This window comes from Streptomyces sp. NPDC045431, assembly GCF_040646655.1.
Classification (GTDB): Bacteria; Actinomycetota; Actinomycetes; order Streptomycetales; family Streptomycetaceae; genus Streptomyces.
Map to the genome: position 1 here is coordinate 90,944 of NZ_JBEZAQ010000001.1, position 25,455 is coordinate 116,398.

Consider the following 25,455-nt stretch of genomic DNA (forward strand, 5'->3'; position numbering starts at 1 on the left):
CGAATTTCGTGGGCGGCGCGCCACCCGCGCCCGCCCCGCACCGAGGAGAAGAACCACTGGGCAAGCGACAGCCCGAAGGCCCGCCGCCCGCACCGGCAGTGCAGCGCATTCGCCTGCGCTACACCAAGCGCGGCCGCCTCCGGTTCACCAGCCACCGCGACTTCCAGCGCGCGTTCGAGCGTGCGCTGCGCCGCGCCGAGGTGCCCATGGCGTACTCGGCGGGCTTCACCCCGCACCCGAAGGTGTCGTACGCCAACGCCGCCCCCACGGGTACGGGCTCCGAGGCCGAGTACCTGGAGATCGCGCTCACCGAGCCGCGCGACCCGGACACGCTGCGGGAGCTGCTCGACGAGTCGCTGCCGGACGGGCTCGACATCATCGACGCCGTCGAGGCCCGTACGTCCGGACTCGCCGACCGGCTGACCGCCTCCGTATGGGAGCTCCGGCTCGACGGGGTGGAGGTCGAGGACGCCGAGCGCGCCGTCGCCGCCTTCCTCGCCGCCGACACCGTCGAGGTGCGGCGCAAGACGAAGAACGGCATGCGCGACTTCGACGCCCGGGGCGCCGTGGCGGACCTCCAGGCCGCTCCCGCGCCGGGCGATAGGCCCGGAGAGGGGCCCTGTGCGATACTGCGGCTGGTTGTTCGGCACGTGACACCTGCCGTACGACCCGACGACGTCCTGTCCGGTCTCCGAGCTGTGGCCGACCTGGCGCCGCCGGTCCCCGCAGCGGTGACCAGGCTGGCGCAGGGGCTCTTCGACGAGGAGTCCGGCACGGTGACCGACCCGCTCGCGCCCGACCGCGAGGCAGTCACGGCCGCCCCACCCAAGGCCGCCGGACTCGCTTCCGCGACGGCGGCGCCCGAAGGTCCAGGTTCCGCGTAGGAGCGGTCGTCGCAGCGCGGCCCTGGTAACTCGGGAGCCACCTGGGTCGGGCCGCGTGGACACACAACAGACTTTTCGCCAGGCCGTGCGCAAACCGCGTAGGGAACCGGCGAGCCAGACATAACAGCTCCCGTGCGGCGCCCGCGCCTGACGCGGCGCCCGGGAGCGTGACGGGAGAACCGCCCGCATGCTCGAGCCGAACGACACCGGCGTGACCGCCGGTAACCACAACAGCGAAGAGAACAACTCTCCGAGCGACACGCTGCCCCCGCGCCGTCGGCGCCGCGCCGCGTCGCGCCCGGCGGGCCCGCCGAGCGCCGCCACCGGCGCGCCGGAGGCCGCCGAGGTCGTGGTGCAGGACACGCCGGCCGCGCCCGCCGCCGCGCCGCAGCCCCAGGAGCCCGCCGAGACCCCGGCCGCCGCCGAGGCGCCCGCTCCGGCGCGTCGTCGCGCCACGCGCAAGGCGACCGCGCCCGCCGGTGCGCCTGCGGTCGAAGCCCCGGCCGCCGCCGAGGAGGCCCCCGCTCCGACCCGTCGTCGCGCCACGCGTAAGGCCACGGCGCCCGCTGGTGCGCCCGAGGTCGAGGCCCCGGCCGCCGCTGAGGAGGCCCCCGCTCCCACGCGCCGTCGTGCCACCCGTAAGGCCACGGCGCCCGCTGGTGCGCCCGAGGTCGAGGCCCCGGCCGCCGTCGAGGAGGCGCCCGCGCCCGCTCGTACGCGCCGTCGTGCCACCCGCAAGGCCACCGCGCCCGCCGGCCCGCCGAAGGCCGCCGAGGTGGAGCAGGCCGCCGGGGAGCCGGCCGTCGAGGCCGTCGCCGAGACGCCTGCCGAGGCCGAGGCCCCGGCTGCCGCTGAGGCGCCCGCGCCCGCTCGTACGCGCCGTCGTGCCACCCGTAAGGCCACCGCGCCCGCCGGCCCGCCGAAGCCGGAGGCCGAGGAGGCCGCCGCCGAGGAGGGCGAGACCCTGCCCGCCGGCACCGTCGCGCAGATCGCGGCCGACGAGGACGAGGTCGCCGCCGCCGAGCGCGCCGCCTCCCGTGGCCGTACCCGCCGCCGCGCCGCCGCGCCGCAGTTCACCACCGACCCGGCGCACAAGACGGAGCGCCGCCGTGCCACGCGGCCCGCCGTGCCCGTCTTCCAGGCCCCGGTCTTCACCGAGCCGATGTTCCAGACGCCGGAGACCGCGGCCGCCGCCGCTGCCGCCCGTGCCGCTGAGCAGGACGAGGACGAGACCCCCGAGACCACGCAGGCCGCGCGGGTCGCGCAGGCCGCCCCCGTCGCCGAGGCCGCCGAGCCGGCGGAGACCGGTGGGCGCCGTCGCCGTCGCCGCCGGGGTGAGCCCGCGGAGCCCGTCGCGCCCGTCGCCGAGGCCCCGGAGCCGGAGGAGGCCGAAGAGGCCGAGGAGCCCGAGACGGAGGCCGCGGCCGCCGAGGAGGGCGAGGAGTACGAGGACCGGCCCTCCCGTCGCCGCCGCCGTGGTGGCCGTCGTCGCCGCCGTGGCGAGATGGCCGACGCGGACGAGGCCCGCGAGGAGGCCGAAGAGGCCGAAGACGGCGAGGAGACCGAGGCCGAGGCCGCCGAGCGCGAGGCGGAGGACGAGGACCACGAGGCCGAGGAGGGTGACGAGCACGAGGGCGGCACCCCCTCCGCCGCCGGGACCAGCAGCTCCCGCCGTCGCCGTCGCCGTCGTCGCCGCACCGGTGAGGCGCCCGCCGAGGCCGAGGTGGCCGAGGAGGACGGCGTCCGTACGGTCGTCAAGGTCCGCGAGCCGCGCCCGGCCCGCGAGAAGGCCGAGCCGTCCGACGAGGTGCAGTCCATCAAGGGCTCGACCCGCCTGGAGGCGAAGAAGCAGCGCCGCCGCGAGGGCCGCGAGCAGGGCCGCCGCCGCGTGCCGATCATCACCGAGGCCGAGTTCCTCGCCCGCCGCGAGGCCGTCGAGCGCGTGATGGTCGTCCGCCAGAGCGGCGAGCGCACCCAGATCGGTGTCCTCGAGGACAACGTGCTCGTCGAGCACTACGTCAACAAGGAGCAGGCCACCAGCTACGTCGGCAACGTCTACCTGGGCAAGGTCCAGAACGTCCTGCCGTCCATGGAGGCCGCCTTCGTCGACATCGGCAAGGGCCGCAACGCCGTCCTGTACGCCGGTGAGGTGAACTTCGAGGCGCTCGGCATGGCCAACGGGCCGCGCCGCATCGAGACCGCGCTCAAGTCCGGCCAGTCCGTCCTCGTCCAGGTGACGAAGGACCCGATCGGCCACAAGGGCGCCCGCCTCACCAGCCAGGTCTCGCTGCCCGGCCGCTACCTGGTGTACGTGCCCGAGGGCTCGATGACCGGCATCAGCCGCAAGCTGCCCGACACCGAGCGCGCCCGGCTGAAGACCATCCTCAAGAAGATCGTCCCCGAGGACGCGGGCGTCATCGTGCGCACCGCCGCCGAGGGCGCGAGCGAGGACGAGCTGCGCCGTGACGTCGAGCGGCTCCAGGCGCAGTGGGAGGACATCCAGAAGAAGGCGAAGAGCGGCAACGCCCCGACCCTTCTCTACGGTGAGCCGGACATGACCGTCCGGGTCGTCCGCGACATCTTCAACGAGGACTTCTCCAAGGTCATCATCAGCGGTGACGAGGCCTGGGAGACCATCCACGGCTACGTGTCCCACGTGGCGCCCGACCTCGCCGACCGGCTGCAGCGCTGGACGTCGGAGGTCGACGTCTTCGCGACGTACCGGATCGACGAGCAGCTGATGAAGGCGCTCGACCGCAAGGTCTGGCTGCCGTCCGGCGGCTCGCTGGTGATCGACAAGACCGAAGCCATGATCGTGATCGACGTCAACACCGGCAAGTTCACCGGTCAGGGCGGCAACCTCGAGGAGACCGTCACCAGGAACAACCTGGAGGCGGCCGAGGAGATCGTGCGCCAGCTGCGCCTGCGCGACCTGGGCGGCATCGTCGTCATCGACTTCATCGACATGGTGCTGGAGTCCAACCGGGACCTCGTGCTGCGGCGCCTGCTGGAGTGCCTGGGCCGGGACCGTACGAAGCACCAGGTCGCCGAGGTCACCTCGCTGGGCCTGGTCCAGATGACCCGCAAGCGGGTGGGCCAGGGCCTGCTGGAGTCCTTCTCCGAGACCTGCGTCCACTGCAACGGCCGTGGCGTCATCGTCCACATGGAGCAGCCGACCACCGTGGGTGGCGGCGGCAACGGCGGCAAGCGGGCCAAGAAGCGCGCCCGCGCGGCCGAGGCCGCCGAGGCGGCGGAAGCTCTCGAGACCGCCGAGGCCGTCGAGACCCCGGCGGCCGAGGCCGAGCCGGAGTTCGAGACCGAGGCCGAGCTCGCCGCGGAGGTCGCCGCCCCGGTGGCCGTCGAGGAGCCCTTCCGCCCCGACGAGGAGCTGTACTCCAGCGTCGCGGAGGCCGAGGCCGCCGCGGGCCGCGGGCGTGGCCGTCGCCGGGTGACGCGCAAGGCCACGGCCCCGGCCGGTGCCCCGCGCGCCGCCCAGGAGCCCGCGCCGCAGCCGGCGCTCGCCGAGGTGGCTCCGGAGACCGTGGAGGTGGAGGCGGTTCCGGCCGTCGCCGCCGCGGCCGCCCCGGTGGAGGCTCCCGTGCAGGAGGCGGCGGAAGCGGCGCCCAAGGGCCGTACGCGCCGCCGTGCCACGCGTAAGGCGACGGCGCCGGCGCCCGCCGAGGCCCAGGCCCCGGCCCCGGCCGAGTCCGAGGCCCCGCGGCAGCCCGAGCCCGAGCCGGAGCCGGAGCTGCCGAAGCAGGCGGAGCCCGTCGCTGAGCCGGTCGCACCGGAGCCGGTCGCCGAGGAGGCCCCTCCCGGTGCAAGCACCGGCTCCACTGGAGCGGCTGACGCCGCGCCCCCTGCCGCGCCGCGTGCCCGGCGCCGCGTGGTCCGCAAGGTCACCGCTCCCGCCGGTTCCCCGGGGGGAGCGGCGGAGGCCGCGATCGTCGTGGTGAAGAGCGCCCCGGCCGAGCCGGAGGCCCAGGCACCGGACACGGCGGAAGCCGAAGCCGCGGCCGAGCCCGAGGCCCCGGCCGAGAAGGCGACCGCGCGCAAGACCGCCAAGAAGGCCACGGCCAAGAAGGCGGCCACCAAGAAGACGGCGGCCGCCAAGAAGACCGCGGCGAAGAAGACGACCGCCAAGAAGGCCGCCACGAAGGGCACCACGGCCAAGAAGGCGACGGCCAAGAAGACGGCCGCCGCCGAGCAGGCCGCCGCCCCCTCCGTGACGGCTGTCACGGAGGACTGACGGCAGACCGACGGGCCGGCCGCTGTTCGGCCGCCGGCCGGGGGAACGCTCCCCGGCTGACGGTTGAACACTTCGCAAGGCCCAGCGGAACGTTCCGCGTCCCGCCCCGGATTCCCCGGGGCGGGACCCGGATTTCGTTTCGCAATCGATGCCTTCAGGCGTTAACAGGCCCGAAATTGACGAGGAAATTCCTGATAATGTGACGCCGGTCGCTGCCGTGGGCGGGCCCCGCCCGGAGACTACGGCGGTGACCGACCCGGTTCCGGGACAGACCGGTCCCAGCAATCCTCGGTAGGGCGTCGGCATCGCGCCGGAGGGGTACGCGCGGCCTCGCGAGACGTCCGCTCACCCCCAGACCTCTGCCAAAAGAGCTCTTGCGGTGTTCATAGGAGGACGTCCATGCCGAGCATCAACGAGCAGCCCATCCCCGCTGCCCGCCCGGTCATCGGTGAAGAAGAGATCGAAGCCGCCGTACGCGTACTGCGCACCGGCCGCGTCGTGCAGGGCCCCGAGGTCGCGGCCTTCGAGGAGGAGTTCTCGGAGCTGGTCGAGGGCCGGCACTGCGTCGCCGTCAACTCCGGCACCTCGGCGCTGCACCTTCTGCTGATGGCCATGAACATCGGCCCGGGCGACGAGGTGATCGTCCCGTCCTTCTCCTTCGCCGCCTCGGCGAACGCGGTCCGCCTGGTCGGCGCCGACGTCGTCTTCGCGGACATCGAGCGGGACAGCTTCAACCTGGACCCCGCCGCCGTCGAGGCCGCCATCACCCCGCGTACCGCCGCGATCATGCCGGTGCACATCTACGGCAACCCGGCCGCCATGGACAAGATCATGGCCATCGCCGACAAGCACAAGCTCGCGGTCGTCGAGGACGCCTGCCAGGCGCACGCCGCGGCCCTGAACGGCACCCCGGTCGGCGCCTTCGGCACCGGCGGCACCTTCAGCTTCTACCCGACGAAGAACATGCACTCCCTCGAGGGCGGCATGGTCTCCACCGCGGACGCCGAGATCGCCCGCACCCTGCGCCTGCTGCGCAACCAGGGCATGGAGCAGCGGTACGCGAACGAGATCGTCGGCGCCAACATGCGCATGACCGACGTGAACGCCGCCATCGGCCGCGTGCAGCTCGGCAAGCTCAACGGCTGGACCGAGCAGCGCATCGCCAACGCCGCGTACCTCTCGGGGCACATCACCGCCGCGAACGTGGTCACGCCGGTCGTCGCCGAGGGCGCGCGCCACATCTACCACCAGTACACGATCCGCGTGACCGGCGGTGAGGGCGCCCGCGACGCCGCGATGGCGAAGCTCACCGAGGCCGGCGTCGGCAACGCCGTGTACTACCCCACCCCGATCCACCGGCTGAAGCCGTACTGGGAGCCGGACCAGAAGGCGGGCCGCACCTGGGACCTGCCCGAGACGGAGAAGGCCGCGGCCGAGGTCGTCTCGCTGCCCGTGCACCCCTCGCTGACCCAGAACGACCTGGAGCGCATCGTCACCGCCGTGAACGCGCTGGGAGAGAACCTGTGACTGCTGCTGGACTGCGGGCCGGCCTGATCGGCCTCGGCTCGATGGGACGCCACCACGCCCGCGTACTGGCCGGGCTCGACGGCGTGACTCTCGTCGGAGTCGTCGACCCGATGGGCGACAAGAACGGCTGGGCCCAGGGCGCGCCCGTCCTGTCCACCGTCGAGGAACTGATCTCGCTGGGCATCGACTACGCCGTCGTCGCCTGCCCGACCGCGCTGCACGAGGAAGTCGGCCTGAAGCTCGCCGAGGCCGGCGTGCACGCCCTGGTCGAGAAGCCCGTCGCGGACACCGTCGAGGGCGCCCGCCGCCTCGTCGAGGCGTTCGAGTCGCGCGGCCTGGTGGCCGGCGTCGGCCACATCGAGCGCTGCAACCCCGCGCTGCGCTCCCTGCGCACCCGCCTGGAGGCCGGGGAGCTGGGCGACGTCTACCAGGTCGTCACCCGCCGCCAGGGCCCCTTCCCGCACCGCATCGCGGACGTCGGCGTGGTCAAGGACCTCGCGACGCACGACATCGACCTGACCGGCTGGGTGACGGGCCAGGAGTACACCTCCATCGCCGCCCACACGGTGTCCAAGTCCGGCCGCCCGCACGAGGACATGGTCTCCGCCGTCGGCCAGCTGTCCGACGGCACGATGGTCAACCACCTGGTGAACTGGCTGAGCCCGCTCAAGGAGCGGTTCACCTCCGTCACCGGTGAGCGCGGCTGCTTCATCGCCGACACCCTCACCGCCGACCTCACCTTCTACTCGAACGCCGCCGTGGCGACCGAGTGGGAGGCGCTGCGCGCGTTCCGCGGTGTCGCCGAGGGCGACATGATCCGCTACGCCATCCCGAAGCGCGAGCCGCTCCTGGTCGAGCACGAGCTCTTCCGCGACGCCGTGCTCGGCGAGTCGGAGGACATCTGCACGCTGCGCCAGGGACTCCGTACGGTGGAGGTGGCCGCCGCGGTCCTCGAGTCCGCCAACAGCGGTGCCACCGTGCGGCTCTCCCCGGAGGACTCAGCGAGTTGACCACGCCCGATGTCACCGTCGTGGTAGCCGTCTACAACACGATGCCGTACCTGACCGAGTGTCTGAACTCGCTCGTCGGGCAGAGCATCGGCCTGGACCGGCTCGAGGTCGTGGCCGTCGACGACGGCTCGACCGACGACAGCGGCCGGGAACTGGACCGCTTCGCGGAAAAGTACCCGGGCACTGTCAAGGTGATCCATCAGGAGAACTCCGGCGGCCCCGCCGCGCCCAGCAACCGGGCGCTGGAGGTGGCCACCGGCCGGTTCGTGTACTTCATCGGCTCCGACGACTACCTCGGCGAGGAAGCGCTGGAGCGGATGGTCGCCTGCGCCGACAAGCACGGCTCGGACATCGTGGTCGGCAAGATGGTCGGCACCAACGGCCGCTACGTCCACCAGGCGCTCTACAAGCAGAGCGACCCGGACGTGAGCCTGTACGACTCGGCGCTGCCGTTCACGCTGGCCAACACCAAGCTGTTCCGGCGCGAACTGGTGGAGAAGTACAAGCTGCGCTTCCCCGAGGACATGCCGGTCGGCTCCGACCAGCCGTTCACCATCGAGGCGTGCGTCCGGGCCGCCAAGATCTCCGTCGTCGCCGACTACACGTGCTACTACGCGGTCAAGCGCGGCGACGCCTCCAACATCACCTACCGCGCCAACCACCTCGCGCGGCTCCACTGCGTCAGCGAGATCATGCGGCGCGCGGCGGAGCTGATCGAGGCCGGTCCGAAGCGGGACGCCGTCTTCCAGCGCCACTTCACCTGGGAGCTCGCCAAGCTCATCCAGGAGGACTTCCCCACCCTGGACCGGGAGACGCAAGCCCAGGTGTGCGCGGGCATCGCCCGGCTCGCGGACCTCTACTTCACCGACGCCATCCGCGACAAGCTCGACGTGAAGCGGCGCGTACGCATCGGGCTCGCCCAGCGCGGCGCCGTCGACGAGCTGGTGCGCGCCATCGCGGACGAGACCGAGCACGGCGCCCCGCCCTTCCTACTGGAGAACGGGCGCGCCTTCGCCCGCTACCCCGGCTTCCGGGACGCCCGCCTCGGGCTGCCCGACCGGCTCTTCGAGGTCATCGCCGAAGCCGTACCCCGGCAGCTGGCGGAGGGTACGGCGCTGCTGGCCGCCGACTGGGAGCAGGACGCCGAGCAGATGGCCGTCCGGCTCGCGGTGCGGATCCCCGTCACCGGCGAGACCGGCTCGGCCACCGTACGGGCGGCCGCCAAGGCCATGCCCAAGAGCGCCGACAAGCCCGGCGGCCGCCGGCTGCCCGCCGGCACCGACCTGCCGCCCGCCCCGCCCGGCGAGCAGACCCGCGAGGAGACGGCCGACGGCACCGGCACGGTGCTGCGCGTCCGGCTCCCCCTGGAAGCCCACCGGGCCAAGCTCGGCATCCGCGTCTACGTGGACGTGGCGGGCTCCGTGTACGAGATCCCGGTACCGGTCCGCGGCCTGCCGCTGCCGCTGGCCCGGCGCTGGCGCGAGCGGGTCCCGTACCGTGTCTCCGCCAACGCCAACCCCAAGGGGCGGCTGGTGATCACCACGGCTCCGCTCTGGGAGCCCTCGCCCGGCGTGGGCAAGCGACTGCGCCAAACGATGTCCCGTGTGAAGAGGAAACTGACCCGATGAATATCTGTGTAGTCGCGCTCGGCAAGATCGGCCTGCCGCTCGCCGTGCAGTTCGCCGCCAAGGGCCACAAGGTCATCGGCGCGGACGTCAACGAGAAGGTCGTCGAGCTGGTCAACGCCGGCACCGAGCCCTTCCCCGGCGAGCACGACCTGGACCGCCTCCTCAAGGAGACCGTCGGCGCCGGGCTGCTGTCCGCGACCACCGACACCACCGCCGCCGTCGCCCAGTCCGACGCCGTCGTGGTCGTCGTCCCGCTGTTCGTGGACGCCGAGGGCACCCCGGACTTCGGCTGGATGGACTCCGCGACGAAGGCGATCGCCAAGGGCCTCAAGCCCGGCACCCTCGTCTCGTACGAGACCACCCTGCCGGTCGGCACCACCCGCACCCGCTGGGCGCCGATGCTGGAGGAGGGCTCCGGCCTGAAGGCCGGCGAGGACTTCCACCTGGTCTTCTCCCCGGAGCGCGTCCTCACCGGCCGCGTCTTCGCCGACCTGCGCCGCTACCCCAAGCTCGTCGGCGGCATCGACGAGGCCTCCACCAAGCGCGGCGTGGAGTTCTACGAGCAGGTCCTCGACTTCGACGAGCGCACGGACCTGCCGCAGGCCAACGGCGTGTGGGACCTGGGCACCGCCGAGGCGTCCGAGCTCGCCAAGCTGGCGGAGACGACGTACCGCGACGTCAACATCGGCCTGGCGAACCAGTTCGCCCGCTTCGCCGACCAGAACGGCATCGACGTCAAGAAGGTCATCGAGGCCTGCAACTCGCAGCCGTACAGCCACATCCACCAGCCGGGCATCGCCGTCGGCGGCCACTGCATCCCGATCTACCCGCGGATGTACCTGTGGAACGACCCGGAGGCGACCGTCGTGCGCTCGGCCCGCGAGGCCAACGCCGCGATGCCCGAGTACGCCGTCGACCTGCTGGCCGCCGCGTACGGCGACCTGACCGGCGTCAACGTGCTCGTGTTGGGTGCCGCGTACCGCGGTGGCGTGAAGGAGACCGCCTTCTCCGGCGTCTTCCCGACCGTCGAGGCCCTCAAGGCGCGCGGCGCGGTGCCGTTCGTCTCCGACCCGATGTACACCGCCGAGGAGCTCGAGGCGCACGGCCTGACCGCCCACCGGGGCGAGAAGGTCACCGCCGCGATCCTCCAGGCGGACCACGCCGAGTACCGCACCCTGACCCCGGCGGACCTGCCGGACGTCACCGTGCTGGTCGACGGCCGCCGCACCACCGACCCGGCCGCCTGGAAGGGCGTGCGCCGCGTCGTCATCGGCGGCTGACGCTCTCCGACGTACTCCACCGGCGAGGCCCTGTCGCGTACCGCGGCGGGGCCTCGCCGCGTCTCCGGCGCCCACCGCCGAAGGCGCGCGAACGCATGACGGCCGGTTCCCCACAGGGGGAACCGGCCGTCGTGTGACGCGGTGCGGATCAGGACGCGGTGGTGTCCACCACCGGCAGGTGCTCGAACCTGGCACGGTCCATCTCGTTGGTGACGCGCAGCTCCGGATAGGCCTGCGCGATCCGCCACGCCGTCGGGGCCGCGTTGGTGTCGCAGGCGACCACGAAGTCCGTCGGGTCCAGCCGCAGCTGGGGCAGGATCTCCCGCTCGGCGATCTTCGCGTAGATGCGCGGGCGCACCACCCGGTAGCCGCGGTGGAACACCTTCTTGTGGAAGCTGCTCGCCAGCTTGCTGTGGGCGCGCCAGGTCGCCTTCACGGCGAGCTCGGGCGCCACCTTGTCGCGCTGCCGGCCGGCCAGCCGGTCCACGCGCCGCAGCACCGCGCGCGGGGCGCGGTAGACGACGAAACGCTCACCGCGCGGGATGAGCAGCCGCTGCTCGGCCTTCTCGATGTTGTGGACCTGCACGCGCTCGTCGAGCCGCGTACGCGTCCAGGCGCCCTCCCTGGCCGTGACCAGGTGCACCTCGACGCCCCGGGCGGCCAGGTAGTTCGCGTAGTCGGCGACGCGGCGGGGCCGGGCGGGGGTGTAGGCGAGGAGGAGGGCCCGGCCGGGAGCCGCCGCGGGGCCGGCCGCGCCGTCCTCCGCCTGCGCGGCCCGAGCCTCGACCGCCGCTACGGCCGCGGCGACCTCGGCGTCGACCGCGTCCTCGGGCTCCGGGTCCGGCTCGATGGCCGGGGCCCGGTCCTCGTACACCTCGATGAGCCGGCGGCCGACGACCGCGCGGCTGTACCGGGAGACCAGCACCTCGCGGGCCTTGTCCAGGTCCAGCTGGTCGAAGCGTTCGCGCAGCTCCCAGTAGGCGTCGACGATGACCTGGGGGTCGTCGCTGACGTCCATGAGCCCGCCGGCCAGTTCCTCTATGCCGGCGAGGGTCTCCTCGGGGCCGCGGCTGCGGGTGACGAGCACGGGCAGGCCCGCGGCGTTGGCCTCGACGACGGTCATGCCGAAGGTCTCGGCGCGGCTGGCGTGCACCAGGAGGTCGTACTGGTGCATGAGGCCGTTGACCTCCTCGGGCTGCACGGGCGGCAGGATCGTGAAGCGGTCGCCCAAGCCGAGCTCCTCCGCCCGCTCCAGCAGCTGCTCGCGCAGGGAGCCCGCGCCGACCATGGTCAGCGTGGCTTCGGGCTCCTTCTCGGCGACGAGCGCGAAGGCCTCCAGCAGCGGGACGACGCCCTTCGCGGGGAGCAGCCGGCCGACGTAGAGCCACTTGAGCAGCTTCTCGGAGGGCTTGGCCTCCGCGGTGAACCGCTCGAAGTCGATCACGTTCGGCACGATGCGGATCTTGCCGTCGTGGTGCGGGAACTCGCTCACGATCTGGTCGCGCAGGTGCTTGCTCACGCAGAGGAACTCGTCGGCGCGGTGCAGCACCTCGTCGTACAGCTTGCGCCCGGCCGGCTGCCGGAAGATCTTCTCCAGGAAGGAGGAGTGCTCGGTGACCACGATGCGCGCGTCGGGCCGGGCCAGGTGCATGGCCAGGACACCGCCGTAGATGCCGGTGTGCGCGTGGATCACGGGCGCCTCGATCCGGCCGGTGGGCAGGGCCTTGCGCAGCGCCTCCTCCTGGGAGGCGACCCAGTCGGCGTACCGGCGGCGGGCGCCGATCGGCACCGGCACGCGGGTGAGGACGCCCTCCGGGGTGTCCAGCACCGGGGAGAGCCGGCGCCGCTCCAGGAACCGCTCGGCGGTGGCCTTGATCGCGTCCTGGAGGAGCGGGTCGGCGCTGCCGGGCCAGTCCTCCGTGTGCAGGATCGAGATCCGGTCGTAGTGGTGCGCGACGGCCTCGTTGGCGGCCTGCACGAACGACCCGGCGAACGGGTTGTTGGGGGAGGGGTACCAGGGCGTGACCACCGCGAGGTCGGCCGGCTCGGTGACCCGCTCCGTGCTCTCGTACGGCTCCAGCCGGAACTCCAGGTCCGGGCGGCGGCGCAGGGCCGTCCAGGCGACCGGGAGCGCCTGCGCGTCGCCCGCGACGAGGAGGTCGGCGCCCTTCAGCGGCCCGTCCTTGGCGAGGACCAGCTTGCGGGCGGACCGCCAGGCGGAGCCCTTCTTGTTGAGCCCGGCCCGAAGGACCCGTACGCCGGGGATCTCCGGCAGGTCGTCCCACGCCGCGTGAGCGGAGACCACCAGGACGACCTCGCGTCCGGCGGCGGCCAGGTTCTCGACGTGGACGCGGGTGCCGCGGACCCGGGACTCCCCGAGCGCGAGATAGAGGACGTGGGTGCTCATCGGTGCTCCTCCACCAGCTTGCGCATCCGCTGTTCCCAGGGGCCGAGCGTCGCCGCACGGGTGTACTTGTGGGCGTGCTCGACGGCGAGCTCGTGCTGCGTGCGGTCGACTGCGCGGGCGGCCTCGGCGGCGGCGATGAACGACTTCGCGACCTGCTCCGCGGTGAGCTCACCGCCGGCGAACCAGAGCGGGTAGCCGTCGAGGACCTCGGTGGCGGCGATGTCGGGCTTGTGCACCGAGACGATCGGCTTGCCGGAGGCCATGTACTCGAAGACCTTGCCGGAGGTGACGTACCGCGCGCCCGGCACGCAGAAGACCAGCGCGTCGGTCTGCGCGTACACGGCCTTGGCCTCGGTCTTGCCGAAGGCGCCGTGGTAGCGCACCCCGATGTTCTCCTCCAGCGGCAGCCGTTTCGTCAGCGTCGCCACGTCGGCGGGGAAGAAGCCCAGGTGGCCGTGGATGTTCAGCTCGGCGTCCCGGAGCAGCGGGTGGCTGCGAGCGATGCGCCAGCCGTCGAAGAGCTCGTCGAGGGGAAGGTACGAGGTGACGGTGCCCAGGTAGCCGAAGCGCAGCGGGCGGTCCGGGGCGGGCGGGACGAACTCGGAGTCGCCGAGCAGCTCCGGCTCCCAGCCGTTGGGCACCACGGTCATGCGCTCGGCGGCGTACGGGTAGCGCTCGATGTGCCACTGCCGCATGCCGTCGTTGACGAAGACGGCCTCGGAGGCGTCCCGGAGGACCTTCGCCTCCCACTCGAAGGCCTTGCTGTCCTCCTTGAACTTCAGCTGCTCGGTGAACTGGTTGAAGGTCCACGCGTCGCGGTAGTCCACCGCGTACGGGATCTTCAGCAGCTTGCTGAGCATGTGCGCCGCGATGAAGGAGGCGAAGGGGTTCCCGGTGGCGATGATGAGGTCGAACTTCTCCTTGAAGTGCGCCTTCACGGCGTGGGTGAGGACGCCCGGGATCCAGGAGAGGTAGTGCTCGGGAAGGACCTTGGTCTGGAAGAGCTTGTAGAAGCTCGCGGCGAGGGTCGGGAAGTTGCGGCGCAGGCGGCCGAACTGCCGGACGTCCTTCTCCCACGCGTAGTACGCCATGGGGGGCCGGACCACCCGGACGCGCGGGTCGACGGTGTCCTCGAGGGAGGGGTCGCAGGCGTTCTGCAGGTACGTCTCGAAGAACTCGCGCGGGGCCGTGCAGACGGTTACGTCCCAGCCGGCTTCGGCGAAGTGGTTCGCAGTGGCGCGGCCTCTGAAGACACCACTTGCACGGCTGGGCGGAAAGAAATACGCGAGATACAGAACGCGTGGCCGGCGTCCGCTTGATCCGAGCGGCATGACAGTGGTGGAACCCTTCCCTCAAGGCAAAATGCGTCCATGCTATCGGACGCTTGATGTGCGTGTCCGGTTCTGCGGCGGAGCTGCGGTCGCCTGTGTGGCTGGTCACTCCGGGCGGCCGGCCCTCGGCTCAGCCTCAGGCGGAGAGGTCCCCGCGCTCGGCCAGGACCCCGTCCTTCTCCTCGTACAGCGCGCCGGTCTTCGGGCAGGCCCAGACCCCGGGCTCCCCGTCCCGCTCGACCAGCCGGACGCCCTCCCGGCCGACCCAGCCGATCCGACGGGCCGGGACACCGACGACCAGGGCGAAGTCGGGCACGTCCTTGGTGACCACGGCGCCTGCCGCGACCATGGCCCAGCGTCCGATGCGGACCGGGGCGACGCACACCGACCGCGCGCCGAGCGAGGCGCCCTCGGCGACCTTCACACCGACGGCCTCCCAGTCGCTGCCCCGCTTCTGCCGGCCCTCGGGGTCCACCGACCGGGGGTTGTGGTCGTTGGTGAGCACGACCGCCGGCCCGACGAAGACGCCGTCGGCGAGCTCGGCGGGCTCGTACACCAGGGCGTAGTTCTGGATCTTGACGTTGTCGCCGATGCGGACGCCGGTGCCGATGTACGCGCCGCGCCCGACCACGCAGGCCTCGCCGAGCCGCGCGTTCTCCCGGATCTGGGCGAGCTCCCAGACGCTGCTGCCGGCCCCGATCTCAGCGGTCTCGTCGACCTGCGCGGTGGGCTGGACCCTGTAGTTCACTGTCATGCCTTTCCCAGGTGCTCTTCGCCAGGTGAGCATACGTGCCGGGTCAGGGAGAGCGCCGCCACACCATCATCAGGTACGTGCCGTAGGCGCTCGAGACCAGTGTGCCCGTCACGACAATGGTGTACATGACAGCAGGTCGGGCGGCGGCGAGGGCTCGCGCCGCCGGGATGAGCAGCGGGAACGCGGGCAGCAGGAAGCGCGCCTTCGAGTGGAAGTAGCCCGCGCCGCCCACCGCTATGAGGAGGAGCACAGCGGCGTAGACGAGCAGGGCGGGGTGCAGCCGCTGCTGCACGCAGATCATGAACAGGACCACGGCCGTGATGACGGTCGCCGCTCCCACGACGGTGTTCAGACTGAGCGGCGCCTTCAGGAAGACGTCCGCGATCCGGTGGAGGGTGAAGACGCCGCCGTCGAAGGTGCTGCCCCACTTGTCCTGCACCTGGAAGTAACCACGCCAGTCGCCCGCCCGGTAGCCGACCCAGGCGAACCAGGCGAACCATCCGAGGGGCGCGATCAGGATGGCCGCGAGCAGGGACCCGGTGCGTTCCGGCCGCTCGGCGCCGTCCTCGCGGCCACGGCGGGAGGCGATCAGCGTCCACAGGGCGGTCAGCACCACCGCTGCCACGACGGCGGCCCCGGAGGGCCGCGTCAGCCCGGCGAGGGAGGCGAGCACTCCTGCGTACACCCATCGGCGGCCGACGGCCGCGTACAGCGCCCAGGCGCACAGGGCGGTGAAGACCGGCTCGGTGTACGCCATGGACTCGACCACGGCGTGCGGGGCGATACCCCAGAGCACGACGGCCACGATCGCGACACGACGGCCGGCCACGCGCTCGACCACCGCGTAGATCCCCCACGCGGCGAGCAGCGCGCCGAGGAGGGAGACACCCCACGCGACGGTGGCGACGGGGAGTGGCAGCACCTCGGAGACGGCGCGCACGACGCCCGGGTACAGAGGGAAGAACGCGTACTTGCACATCGGGCCCTGGACGACGCAGCCCTCGGCCAGGGGAGCCGCGTAACCGTACTGGGCTATGTGCACGTAGTAGACGGTGTCGAACCGCGACGCCAGGAGCGTGCCGAGGCTGGGGCCGTCGTCGCCCGCCCGCAGGGCGAGGGCGGCCACGCCGAGGATGCGGACCAGGGCGTACGCCGCCAGCGCCGGCCATGCGTGGGACGCGGCGCGGCCCAGGCGGGCGAGGAGGTTGTCGTTCGGGCGTCGTCGGTGGCGTATCGCCGATCCCGGAATGCTGAAACACCACCAAGCGCACCATCGGCGGCAACGCCCAGACGCTCGAGTGGACCGACACCGGCAAGCTCGCCAAGGCCACGGAGGCCAACGGCACGGCGACGACGTACCTCTACGACGCGGGAGGCAACCGCGTCCAGCGCAAGGACACGACCGGTACGACCGTCTACCTGCCCGGCATGGAGCTGAAGCTCTCGGTCGACGGCACGAAGAAGGAAGCCACCCGGTATTACTCGCACGCCGGCCAGACGGTCGCCGTACGTAGTGATGACGGCAAGGTCTCATTCGTCGCCTCGGACCACCACGGCACCGGCGAACTCGCCATCGACGCCACCACCGGCGCGGTCTCGCAGCGCCGCTTCGACCCGTACGGCGTCGAACGGGGCAAGGCCACCGGTACGTGGCCCGGCGAGAAGGGCTACGTCGGCGGCACGATCGACGCCTCGACGGGCCTCACTCACCTGGGCGCACGCGAGTACGACCCGACCATCGGCAAGTTCATCTCGGTCGACCCGCTGATCGACTACCTGCAGCCGCAGCAGATCAACGGCTACGCCTACGCGAACAACAGCCCGGTGACCCACGCTGATCCGAGCGGCTTGATCGTCCCTGGGTGCTACGAGGACGGACTCAAGTGCCACGGCGGGGTGCCTGTCGGCAAGTCCGACCCGGTCAGTAACGCGCAGTCCAAGGTGGACCAGGCTTCGAGGAACCTGGGGCAGGCGGAGGGCCAGCGTTCCGCCGCCAACAAGAAGATCAGATCGGCTGGCGAGAAGCTCGTCAAGATCATCCGCGACGAGCTCGGTGTGGACGCTGCATTCGACTGCGTCTCGACCGGAGACCTGGGCTCATGCGGCGAAACCCTGCTGAACATCGCAGGCAGCTTCGCGGGCGGCCTCGTCGGCAAGCTCCTCGCCAAGTACGGCCTGCCTTGGAAATGGGACGACGGCTACAGGCTGGCCAAGCGTGTCACCGGCCTGCTGGGTGACCTCGTCGGGGGCATCAAGGACCTCTGGGACGACGCGAACAAGGCGATCAGGCCAGAGATGGTCTCGCACGGGCGAAGGACGCACTTGGGGAGGCTAGAAAGCAGGCGGCAGCTGCTCTGAAGAAGCGCAAGCAGCCAGAGCCAGAGCAGTGCCACAGCTTCCTGCCCGGCACGAAGGTTCTGCTCGCCAACGGCACCACCAAGGCGATCGAGGACGTCGAGCTCGGCGACAAGGTCACCGTCACGGACCCGGACACGGGCGAGACGACGGTCCGCGAGGTGGCCGGCACGATCGTCACCGAGGACGACAAGCGCTTCGTCGACCTCACGATCGAAGGCACATCCGGCAAGCCGGAGGCCCTGATCGCCACGACGACCCACCCCTTCTGGGTGGAGTCCGAGGGCGAGTGGGTCGACGCGGGTGACCTGCATCCGGGCATGACGCTGCGCACCCCTGCCGGGGAAACGGTCGAGGTGGCGGACGTCCGCTACTTCGAGAAGCGCCAGCGGACGCATGACCTGACGGTCACGGGAATTCACTCATACTACGTGCTGGCGGGTACGGATCCGCTTCTTGTCCATAACTGCGACGAGAAAATGGACTTCGTGCATGGAACTCATTCAGGGCATGCCGATAATATCGCTACCAACGGTTTAAGCGAGGAAGGTGCAAGTGCCGCCTATCATGGTGGCAGCGTGGGCAAGCGAGGAAATCTCTTCACGTATCAAGTGACGCCCACCGATAAGGACACCTTGTCGGACGCCGCTACGTTCGGTGCAAATAGGCCGCGTCCGCCTGGTGCAAGGCCATCGGTTCTGATCTTCCAGATGTGTAAGTGCACGTACAATCGACTGAAAGCTGAAGGGCATATCACGACTCGTGTCACGGATGATGTTACCGGCCGGGTTGAGCACATATTCGGGCCTGGCGCAATGCCGCATCTCAACCTCATCCATCGCATGGATCTGTGATCTGCCTCGGTTGTAACTAGACTGTGGGCAGGGGTGGTCCTGGTGGAGCTACCAGGGCCACCCGCCCGCGCCAAATCGGATAAGTGGGCTGGACGGACCCCCGTTCCGCGTTAGGAGGTGCTGTTATGGGGAGTGAAGAAGGGGAGTCTGAAGTGGGTAGCGAGTATGAGTTGGCCAGGTCGTATATTCAGCAGTACCTAGAAATGTATGAGCAGGTGCTTGAGAGTGTCAGGCTGACGCATATGGGGTGCTCAGTGGCTGAGGTTCGGGCGGCTCTTATGGCGGCGGCCGAAGAGAGAAACTTGGAGATCCGGGCCGACGTCACTGATGACGCCGCTCGTCAGATTTCTCGCGAGGGCGTGTAGGAATCCCGCCCGTCTGATCGATGGTCCTTCGCTACACTGGGATCGTTGAGCCTCACTAGAGTCCGCCGCCCTGGTGTGTGCCCTTCGCTTCAGGTGCAAATGCTCTGGAAGCTTTGTCGGACAGGGCGGGTGCTGTCGGCATCTGTGTCGGAGCAGTGCTATGCCTCTTGCTTCCGGCGATGAAGACCGAGGTGCAGCCGGACTGCGGTTCATGCGGTCGACGAGGGAGCCCGGTTTGACCCCTCAAGCCGGGCCCCGTAACCTTGACCGTCGGCGTGTTTCCATGCGCGCCAGCTCCTGAGCACCTTCCTCCGCCGGGCCCCCGGGCTCGGGTCGGAGAGGCCGCTCATCCACCCGGAACAGTCACGGACCTCGCCGGTCCGTGCGAGCGGCTGGCATCAGGAGTTCCCGTTCACGAGCAAGGAGAGAACCGTGTACGCCATCGTGCGCAGCGGTGGTCGCCAGCACAAGGTTGCTGTCGGCGACATCGTTGAGGTTGACAAGATTTCCACTGCCAAGGTTGGCGACACGGTCGAGCTCTCGACCCTGCTCGTTGTCGACGGCGACTCCGTGACCAGCGACCCGTGGGTGCTGGCCGGCATCAAGGTCCAGGCCGAGGTCGTGGACCACCACAAGGGCGCCAAGATCGACATCCTGCGCTACAAGAACAAGACCGGCTACCGCCGTCGTCAGGGCCACCGCCAGCAGTACACGGCGATCAAGGTCACGACGATCCCGTCGGCCGCGAAGTAAGGGACTGAGGAGACATGGCACACAAGAAGGGCGCATCGTCCACCCGGAACGGTCGCGACTCCAACGCTCAGCGGCTCGGCGTGAAGCGCTTCGGCGGTCAGGTCGTCAACGCCGGTGAGATCCTGGTCCGCCAGCGTGGCACCCACTTCCACCCGGGCACGGGTGTCGGCCGTGGTGGCGACGACACGCTGTTCGCGCTGCAGGCCGGTGCGGTTCAGTTCGGTACGCACCGCGGCCGCAAGGTCGTGAACATCGTTCCGGCTGCCTAAGCCACTTACGAGAGGCGGACCTCACTTCCCGTATCGGGAAGCGGGTCCGCCTTTCGCTTGTTGCACCGAAGACAATTCCTACGTAACTGGAGGCATAGGACATGACCACCTTCGTGGACCGCGTCGAGCTGCATGTCGCCGCGGGTAACGGAGGCCACGGCTGTGCCTCCGTTCACCGGGAGAAGTTCAAGCCGCTCGGCGGCCCCGACGGGGGCAACGGCGGCCGTGGCGGCGATGTGATCCTGGTCGTCGACCAGTCGATCACCACCCTGCTGGACTACCACCACTCCCCGCACCGCAAGGCCACCAACGGCAAGCCCGGCGAGGGCGGCAACCGCTCCGGCAAGGACGGCCAGGACCTGATCCTGCCCGTGCCGGACGGCACCGTCGTGCTGGACAAGAACGGCGAGGTCCTCGCCGACCTCGTCGGCCACGGCACCTCGTACGTCGCCGCCGAGGGCGGCCGCGGCGGCCTCGGCAACGCCGCGCTGGCCTCCGCGCGCCGCAAGGCGCCCGGCTTCGCGCTGCTCGGCGAGCCCGGCCGGTCCGGCGACATCGTCCTGGAGCTCAAGACCGTCGCGGACGTGGCCCTGGTGGGCTACCCCAGCGCCGGCAAGTCCTCGCTGATCTCGGTGCTCTCCGCCGCGAAGCCCAAGATCGCGGACTACCCGTTCACCACCCTCGTCCCGAACCTGGGTGTGGTCACCGCCGGCTCCACCGTCTACACGATCGCCGACGTGCCGGGCCTCATCCCGGGCGCCAGCCAGGGCCGGGGCCTCGGCCTCGAGTTCCTGCGCCACGTCGAGCGCTGCTCCGTCCTCGTCCACGTCCTGGACACGGCGACCCTGGAGTCCGACCGCGACCCGGTCTCCGACCTCGACGTCATCGAGGAGGAGCTCAAGCAGTACGGCGGCCTCGACGACCGCCCGCGCATCGTCGTCCTCAACAAGATCGACATCCCGGACGGCCAGGACCTCGCCGACATGATCCGCCCGGAGCTGGAAGAGCGCGGCTACCGCGTCTTCGAGGTCTCCGCCGTGGCCCGCACGGGCCTGAAGGAGCTCTCCTTCGCGCTCGCCGAGATCGTCTCGAAGGCGCGCGCGGCCAAGCCCAAGGAGGAGGCGACCCGGATCGTCATCCGCCCGAAGGCGGTCGACGACGCGGGCTTCTCCGTCACGCGCGAGGAGGACGGCCTCTTCCGCGTCCGCGGTGAGAAGCCGGAGCGCTGGGTGCGCCAGACCGACTTCAACAACGACGAGGCCGTCGGCTACCTGGCCGACCGCCTCAACCGCCTCGGTGTCGAGGAGGAGCTGATGAAGGCCGGCGCCCGCTCCGGCGACGGCGTGGCGATCGGCCCCGAGGACGACGCGGTCGTCTTCGACTGGGAGCCCACGATGATGGCGGGCGCCGAGATGCTCGGTCGCCGCGGCGAGGACCACCGCTTCGAGGCCCCGCGCCCCGCGGCCCAGCGCCGCAAGGACCGCGACGCCGAGCGCGACGAGGCACAGCGCGAGTTCGAGGGCTTCGAGCCCTTCTAGCCCTTCCAGATCGGAACCACCCGCGCCCCGGCCCCCGGAACCCGCCGCACCGGCCTCCGGGGGCCGGGGCTTCGCGGTGCCCGGCACCCCGCGAGCCGGCACCCCGCGAGCCGGCACCCCGCGGGCCGGGGCTCAAGCGCCACACCGGCCTCCGGTCCTCGGCCCGGTCCTCGGCCCGGGCCGGCGGCCGGACCGGTGCCCGGCGCCACAGCGGCCTCCGGCGCCCGGCGCCTCGCGCACCGCGTCTCGCGGCGCCCGGCACCCCCCACCAGCCGGCTCGGACGGATTGCCTCCGCTCGCGCACAACCTCAGCCGTCGAACAGCCGTCTAGCTACGAGGGGCCGAGCAGAACCGCCCCCGGCACATCGAACGGAGCGTTGATGAAGATCTCCTTCCTCATCCACACCATCTACGGCATCGGCGGCACCATCCGCACCACGCTCAACCTCGCGGAAGAGCTCGCCGACCGCCACGAGGTGGAGATCGTGTCGGTCTTCCGGCACCGCGACATCCCGCTCTTCGACATCGACCCCCGCATCACCGTCGTCCCGCTCGTCGACACCCGCCCCTCCTCGCCCACCAACGAGAAGGAGCACCCGCTCCTGCTCCAGCCCGCCGAGTTCTTCCCCCGGAACGAAGCGCGCTACAAGGAGTACGGCAAGCTCACCGACGAGCGCGTCCGGGCGCACTACGCCACCGCGGGCTCCGACGCGGACGTCGTCATCGGCACCCGCCCCGGACTCTCCGCGTACGTCGCGCAGTTCGCGCCCTCCGGCGCCGTGCTCATCGGCCAGGAGCACATGACGCACCATCACCACAAGACGGCCCTGCGCAAGGAGATGTACGCGCACCTCGACGCGCTCGACGCGTACGTCACCGTCTCCGAGGGCGACGCCCGGGTGTGGCGCGAGCGGATGCCGCTGCCCGCCACGCGTGTGCTGGCCATCCCCAACAGCGTGCCGGAGCCGCCCGTCGCGCCGTCGGACGTCTCAGGGAAGACGGTGGTCGCCGCCGGGCGGCTCTCCCCGGAGAAGCAGTACCACGTCCTGATCGACGCCTTCGCCAAGGTCGTCAAGGCCCGTCCCGACTGGGACCTGCGCATCTACGGCTGGGGCACCGAGCGGGACAAGCTCCTCGCCCGCATCGAGGAGCTCGGCCTCTACAACAGCGTCCGCCTCATGGGCCCGCACTCGCCCATCGAGCCGGAGTGGGCGAAGGGCGCCATCGCCGCGTCGACCTCGCGCCACGAGTCGTTCGGCATGACGCTCGTCGAGGCGATGCGCTGCGGCCTGCCGGTAGTCTCCACCGACTGCGACTACGGCCCGCGCGAGATCCTCAAGGACGGCGAGGACGGCATCCTCGTACCCGTGGGCGACGCCGACGCGGTCGCCACCGCGCTGCTGAGCCTCATCGACGACGAGGAACTGCGCCGGAAGATGGGCGCCGCCGCCCTGCGCAACGCCCGCCGCTTCCACCCCGCCCAGGTCGCCGAGCAGTACGAGGAGCTCTTCGGCGAGCTGCGCACCGCCGCCGCCCAGCGCGCCGAGGCCGGCGGCTACGCCCCCGTCGCCGACTGCGTGGTCGAGCCCGACGGCGCCGTGACCGTCACGCTCGCCGGCCCGCACCGCGACGGACTCCACCTCGCCTGCGTACGCACCGACGACCGCACCGACGACCACCGCTTCCCCTTCGACTCCGAGGGCCGCGCCACCATCCCGGCGGACGCCGTGTTCCACGAGGGCATCTGGGAGGGGTCGGTGGAACTGCCCGGCTCCGGGCGCCGCGTCCGCATCACCACCCGCTCCATAGACCAGCGCGGCGCGATGCGCGCCCGGGACCGCGTCACCGACGGCGTACGCACCCTGGTCCCGTACCCCAGCAAGCCCAAGAAGCAGCTCCTGCTCCGCTCCTGGGTGCGCCCCGTCCACGCCGAGGCCGCCGATGTCCAGGTCTCGCGGGGGGAAATCACCGTTTCCGGTGAACTGATCGGCGCCGCGCCGGCACCGGACGCCCCCACCCTGATCGTGCGCCGCCGCGGCCGCGGCTCCGTCGACCTCACGTACCCCGGCACCTGGCAGGGCGACGGACGGTTCCGCTTCACCTTCCCGGCCGCCGGCCCCGCCGCCCACCAGACCGCGGCCAACCAGTGGTGGGACCTGCTCGTGCGGTACGCGCCCGGTGCCGAGCCCGTCCGCCTCGCCCGCGTCCTCGACGACATCGTCGACAAGGGCCCCGTCTTCGGCTACCCCGGCACGCGGCTGCGCAAGAAGCGCCCCTACGCCCTGCTGCGCATCGCGGCCCGCAGGCTGCGGGGCCTCCCGCAGCAGTACGTGCGGGTCCGCCCGGCGTACGCCGACACCAACGACCTGCTGGTCAATGTCGCCGATGTGCCGGTCAAGTAACCGGCTCCGCACACCGCCATCACACTCCGCCGTCCCCCGTGTGGCGTCGGTCACCGAACGCCCTTCCGGATACCGGAACAACTCCCCAGGCCACGCGGTGAACAGGGGGTGTCCACCCGGTGCCGGGGGCCTGCTGTCCGCCTTGCGGGACGGTCACGGAGAGTGCGACCATCAGCCCGTCCCCCCGTCGTCGCAAGGTAGGTCGTTCTGTGTCAGCGCCGCATGAAGCCAAGACCCGCACCACAGCAGTCGTCCTGGCCGGTGGTACCGGCCAGCGGGTGGGCCTCGCGATTCCCAAGCAGCTGCTGAAGATCGCGGGCAAGGCGGTCATCGAGCACACGCTGACGATCTTCGAGCAGGCCGAGTCCGTCGACGACGTGATCGTGCTGATGGCGCCCGGTTTCGTGCCCGACGTCGAGAAGATCATCGCCAAGGCCGGACTGACCAAGGTCACCCGCGTCCTGGAGGGCGGCGCCACCCGCAACGAGACGACCGAGCGCGCCATCCGCGCCCTCGGTGAGGGGCTCGCGGAGGGCGAGGACCGCAACGTCCTCTTCCATGACGCTGTCCGTCCGCTTCTGTCACAGCGTGTGATCAAGGACTGCGTCGAGGCCCTCGACCGCTACCAGGCCGTCGACGTCGCCATCCCGTCCGCGGACACGATCATCGTGACCCGCACCCACGGCGAGGACGGCGAGTTCATCACCGACGTCCCGGACCGCTCCCGGCTCCGCCGCGGCCAGACCCCGCAGGCGTTCAAGCTCTCCACGATCCGCAGGGCGTACGAGGTCGCCGCCGGCGACCCGAACTTCCAGGCCACCGACGACTGCTCCGTCGTGCTGAAGTACCTGCCCGACGTGCCGATCCACGTCGTGCCGGGCGACGAGTACAACATGAAGGTGACCCAGCCGGTCGACGTCTTCATCGCCGACAAGCTCTTCCAGCTGGCCTCCACCGCCGCGCCCCGCCAGGCCGACGAGGCCGCCTACCGTGAGCAGCTCTCCGGCAAGACCGTCGTCGTCTTCGGCGGCTCGTACGGCATCGGCGCCGACATCGCCGCCCTCGCCGAGCGCTACGGTGCCACGGTGTACGCGCTGGGTCGCTCCACCACCGGCACCCACGTGGAGAACCCCGACCACGTCGACGCCGCGCTGGCCAAGGCGTACGCCGAGAGCGGCCGCATCGACTACGTGATCAACACCGCGGGTGTGCTGCGCATCGGCAAGCTCGCCGAGACCGACAGTGCCACCATTCAGGAAGCGCTCAACGTCAATTACCTCGCGCCGGTGCACATCGCCCGCGCGTCGTACAAATACCTGGTCGAGACCAAGGGGCAGCTGCTGCTCTACACCTCCTCCAGCTACACCCGCGGCCGCGCCGAGTACAGCCTTTACTCCTCGACCAAGGCCGCCATGGTGAATCTCACCCAGGCCCTCGCCGACGAATGGGCCGGCGATGGAATCCGGGTGAATTGCGTCAACCCCGAGCGCACCGCGACCCCCATGCGTACGAAGGCGTTCGGCCAGGAGCCGGCCGGCTCGCTGCTGTCCTCCGAGGCCGTGGCGCGGACCTCGCTGGACGTGCTGTTGTCCGAGCTCACCGGCCACGTCATCGACGTACGACAGCAGGACCCGACCGCCGGCGCGAGCGAGGCGTCGGGCTTCGAGCAGGCCCTGGCGTCCGTTCTGGACCGTCAGGGAGATGTGTAATACTCGGCGGATCGCAGAATCTCATGATCTGGATCGCTTGATGTGCAATTCGGGCCTCTGTGTCGCCTCACCGCGAATACAGGGGCCCGAGTTCGTGAACCCCCGGGTTCACGGGCCTCGAGTTCATGAACCACCGGTTC

At 71.1% G+C, this 25,455-nt stretch carries 17 protein-coding genes and 1 pseudogene; 14 read left to right on the plus strand and 4 right to left on the minus strand.

What is annotated here, in order from left to right; translation table 11 throughout:
* The first annotated feature begins 98 nt into the window (after window positions 1-98).
* The 6 genes from AB0A69_RS00350 to AB0A69_RS00375 all read left to right on the plus strand — a co-directional run bounded on the left by AB0A69_RS00350 (window position 99) and on the right by AB0A69_RS00375 (window position 10,578).
* Entirely contained in the window at window positions 99-884 is a 786-nt protein-coding gene (locus AB0A69_RS00350; RefSeq protein ID WP_361413521.1) for a TIGR03936 family radical SAM-associated protein, read from the plus strand.
* Between the two features lie 187 nt (window positions 885-1,071).
* Window positions 1,072-5,133, plus strand: a complete 4,062-nt coding sequence (locus tag AB0A69_RS00355; RefSeq protein ID WP_361413524.1) for an Rne/Rng family ribonuclease — start codon at window positions 1,072-1,074, stop codon at window positions 5,131-5,133.
* A gap of 399 nt (window positions 5,134-5,532) precedes the next feature.
* Complete coding sequence (locus AB0A69_RS00360) at window positions 5,533-6,660, plus strand: DegT/DnrJ/EryC1/StrS family aminotransferase (protein ID WP_361413527.1); 1,128 nt, start codon at window positions 5,533-5,535, stop codon at window positions 6,658-6,660.
* Window positions 6,657-7,670 carry a Gfo/Idh/MocA family oxidoreductase gene (locus tag AB0A69_RS00365; protein ID WP_361413530.1) on the plus strand — a complete coding sequence of 338 codons (1,014 nt, stop codon included), beginning with the start codon at window positions 6,657-6,659 and terminating at the stop codon, window positions 7,668-7,670. Before AB0A69_RS00360 ends, AB0A69_RS00365 begins: the two co-directional genes overlap by 4 nt.
* The gene (locus AB0A69_RS00370) at window positions 7,667-9,298 is read left to right on the plus strand and encodes a glycosyltransferase family 2 protein (protein ID WP_361413533.1); all 1,632 of its coding nucleotides are present in this window, start codon (window positions 7,667-7,669) and stop codon (window positions 9,296-9,298) included. The genes AB0A69_RS00365 and AB0A69_RS00370 overlap by 4 nt, the downstream gene beginning before the upstream one ends.
* A complete protein-coding gene (locus tag AB0A69_RS00375) occupies window positions 9,295-10,578 on the plus strand; it encodes a nucleotide sugar dehydrogenase (protein ID WP_361413535.1) in 1,284 nt (427 codons plus the stop codon). The genes AB0A69_RS00370 and AB0A69_RS00375 overlap by 4 nt, the downstream gene beginning before the upstream one ends.
* A 148-nt stretch (window positions 10,579-10,726) precedes the next feature.
* Here the strand turns inward: AB0A69_RS00375 and AB0A69_RS00380 are convergent, their stop codons facing one another.
* From AB0A69_RS00380 to AB0A69_RS00395, 4 genes are all read right to left on the minus strand, one after another.
* Complete coding sequence (locus tag AB0A69_RS00380; protein WP_361413537.1) at window positions 10,727-12,985, minus strand: glycosyltransferase; 2,259 nt, start codon at window positions 12,983-12,985, stop codon at window positions 10,727-10,729.
* Entirely contained in the window at window positions 12,982-14,316 is a 1,335-nt protein-coding gene (locus AB0A69_RS00385; protein ID WP_361413540.1) for a glycosyltransferase, read from the minus strand. Before AB0A69_RS00385 ends, AB0A69_RS00380 begins: the two co-directional genes overlap by 4 nt.
* A gap of 136 nt (window positions 14,317-14,452) precedes the next feature.
* Complete coding sequence (locus AB0A69_RS00390; RefSeq protein WP_361415114.1) at window positions 14,453-15,064, minus strand: acyltransferase; 612 nt, start codon at window positions 15,062-15,064, stop codon at window positions 14,453-14,455.
* 49 nt (window positions 15,065-15,113) lie between these two features.
* Window positions 15,114-16,196, minus strand: a complete 1,083-nt coding sequence (locus AB0A69_RS00395) for a glycosyltransferase family 39 protein (RefSeq protein ID WP_361413542.1) — start codon at window positions 16,194-16,196, stop codon at window positions 15,114-15,116.
* Window positions 16,197-16,342: 146 nt separating this feature from the next.
* Here AB0A69_RS00395 and AB0A69_RS00400 point away from each other — a divergent pair.
* The 8 genes and pseudogenes from AB0A69_RS00400 to AB0A69_RS00435 form a co-directional block, all read left to right on the plus strand.
* Window positions 16,343-16,438 (plus strand): annotated as a pseudogene (locus AB0A69_RS00400) (hypothetical protein); the annotation flags it as partial.
* Window positions 16,439-16,498: 60 nt separating this feature from the next.
* Window positions 16,499-17,428 (plus strand): RHS repeat-associated core domain-containing protein, encoded by a 930-nt coding sequence (locus AB0A69_RS00405; RefSeq protein WP_361413545.1) that lies wholly within the window; start codon window positions 16,499-16,501, stop codon window positions 17,426-17,428.
* A gap of 86 nt (window positions 17,429-17,514) precedes the next feature.
* On the plus strand, window positions 17,515-18,279 hold the full coding sequence (locus AB0A69_RS00410; RefSeq protein WP_361415116.1) for a polymorphic toxin-type HINT domain-containing protein: 765 nt from the start codon (window positions 17,515-17,517) through the stop codon (window positions 18,277-18,279).
* A 797-nt stretch (window positions 18,280-19,076) separates the two neighbouring features.
* Complete coding sequence (rplU, locus tag AB0A69_RS00415) at window positions 19,077-19,397, plus strand: 50S ribosomal protein L21 (protein WP_361413548.1); 321 nt, start codon at window positions 19,077-19,079, stop codon at window positions 19,395-19,397.
* A gap of 14 nt (window positions 19,398-19,411) precedes the next feature.
* Window positions 19,412-19,666: a 50S ribosomal protein L27 gene (gene rpmA, locus AB0A69_RS00420; RefSeq protein WP_093613107.1), complete on the plus strand. Its 255-nt coding sequence runs from the start codon at window positions 19,412-19,414 to the stop codon at window positions 19,664-19,666.
* 101 nt (window positions 19,667-19,767) lie between these two features.
* Window positions 19,768-21,204: a GTPase ObgE gene (gene obgE, locus AB0A69_RS00425; RefSeq protein ID WP_361413550.1), complete on the plus strand. Its 1,437-nt coding sequence runs from the start codon at window positions 19,768-19,770 to the stop codon at window positions 21,202-21,204.
* 380 nt (window positions 21,205-21,584) lie between these two features.
* Entirely contained in the window at window positions 21,585-23,606 is a 2,022-nt protein-coding gene (locus tag AB0A69_RS00430) for a glycosyltransferase family 4 protein (RefSeq protein ID WP_361413553.1), read from the plus strand.
* 209 nt (window positions 23,607-23,815) lie between these two features.
* Window positions 23,816-25,315, plus strand: a complete 1,500-nt coding sequence (locus AB0A69_RS00435; RefSeq protein ID WP_361413556.1) for a bifunctional cytidylyltransferase/SDR family oxidoreductase — start codon at window positions 23,816-23,818, stop codon at window positions 25,313-25,315.
* Window positions 25,316-25,455: the final 140 nt, after the last annotated feature.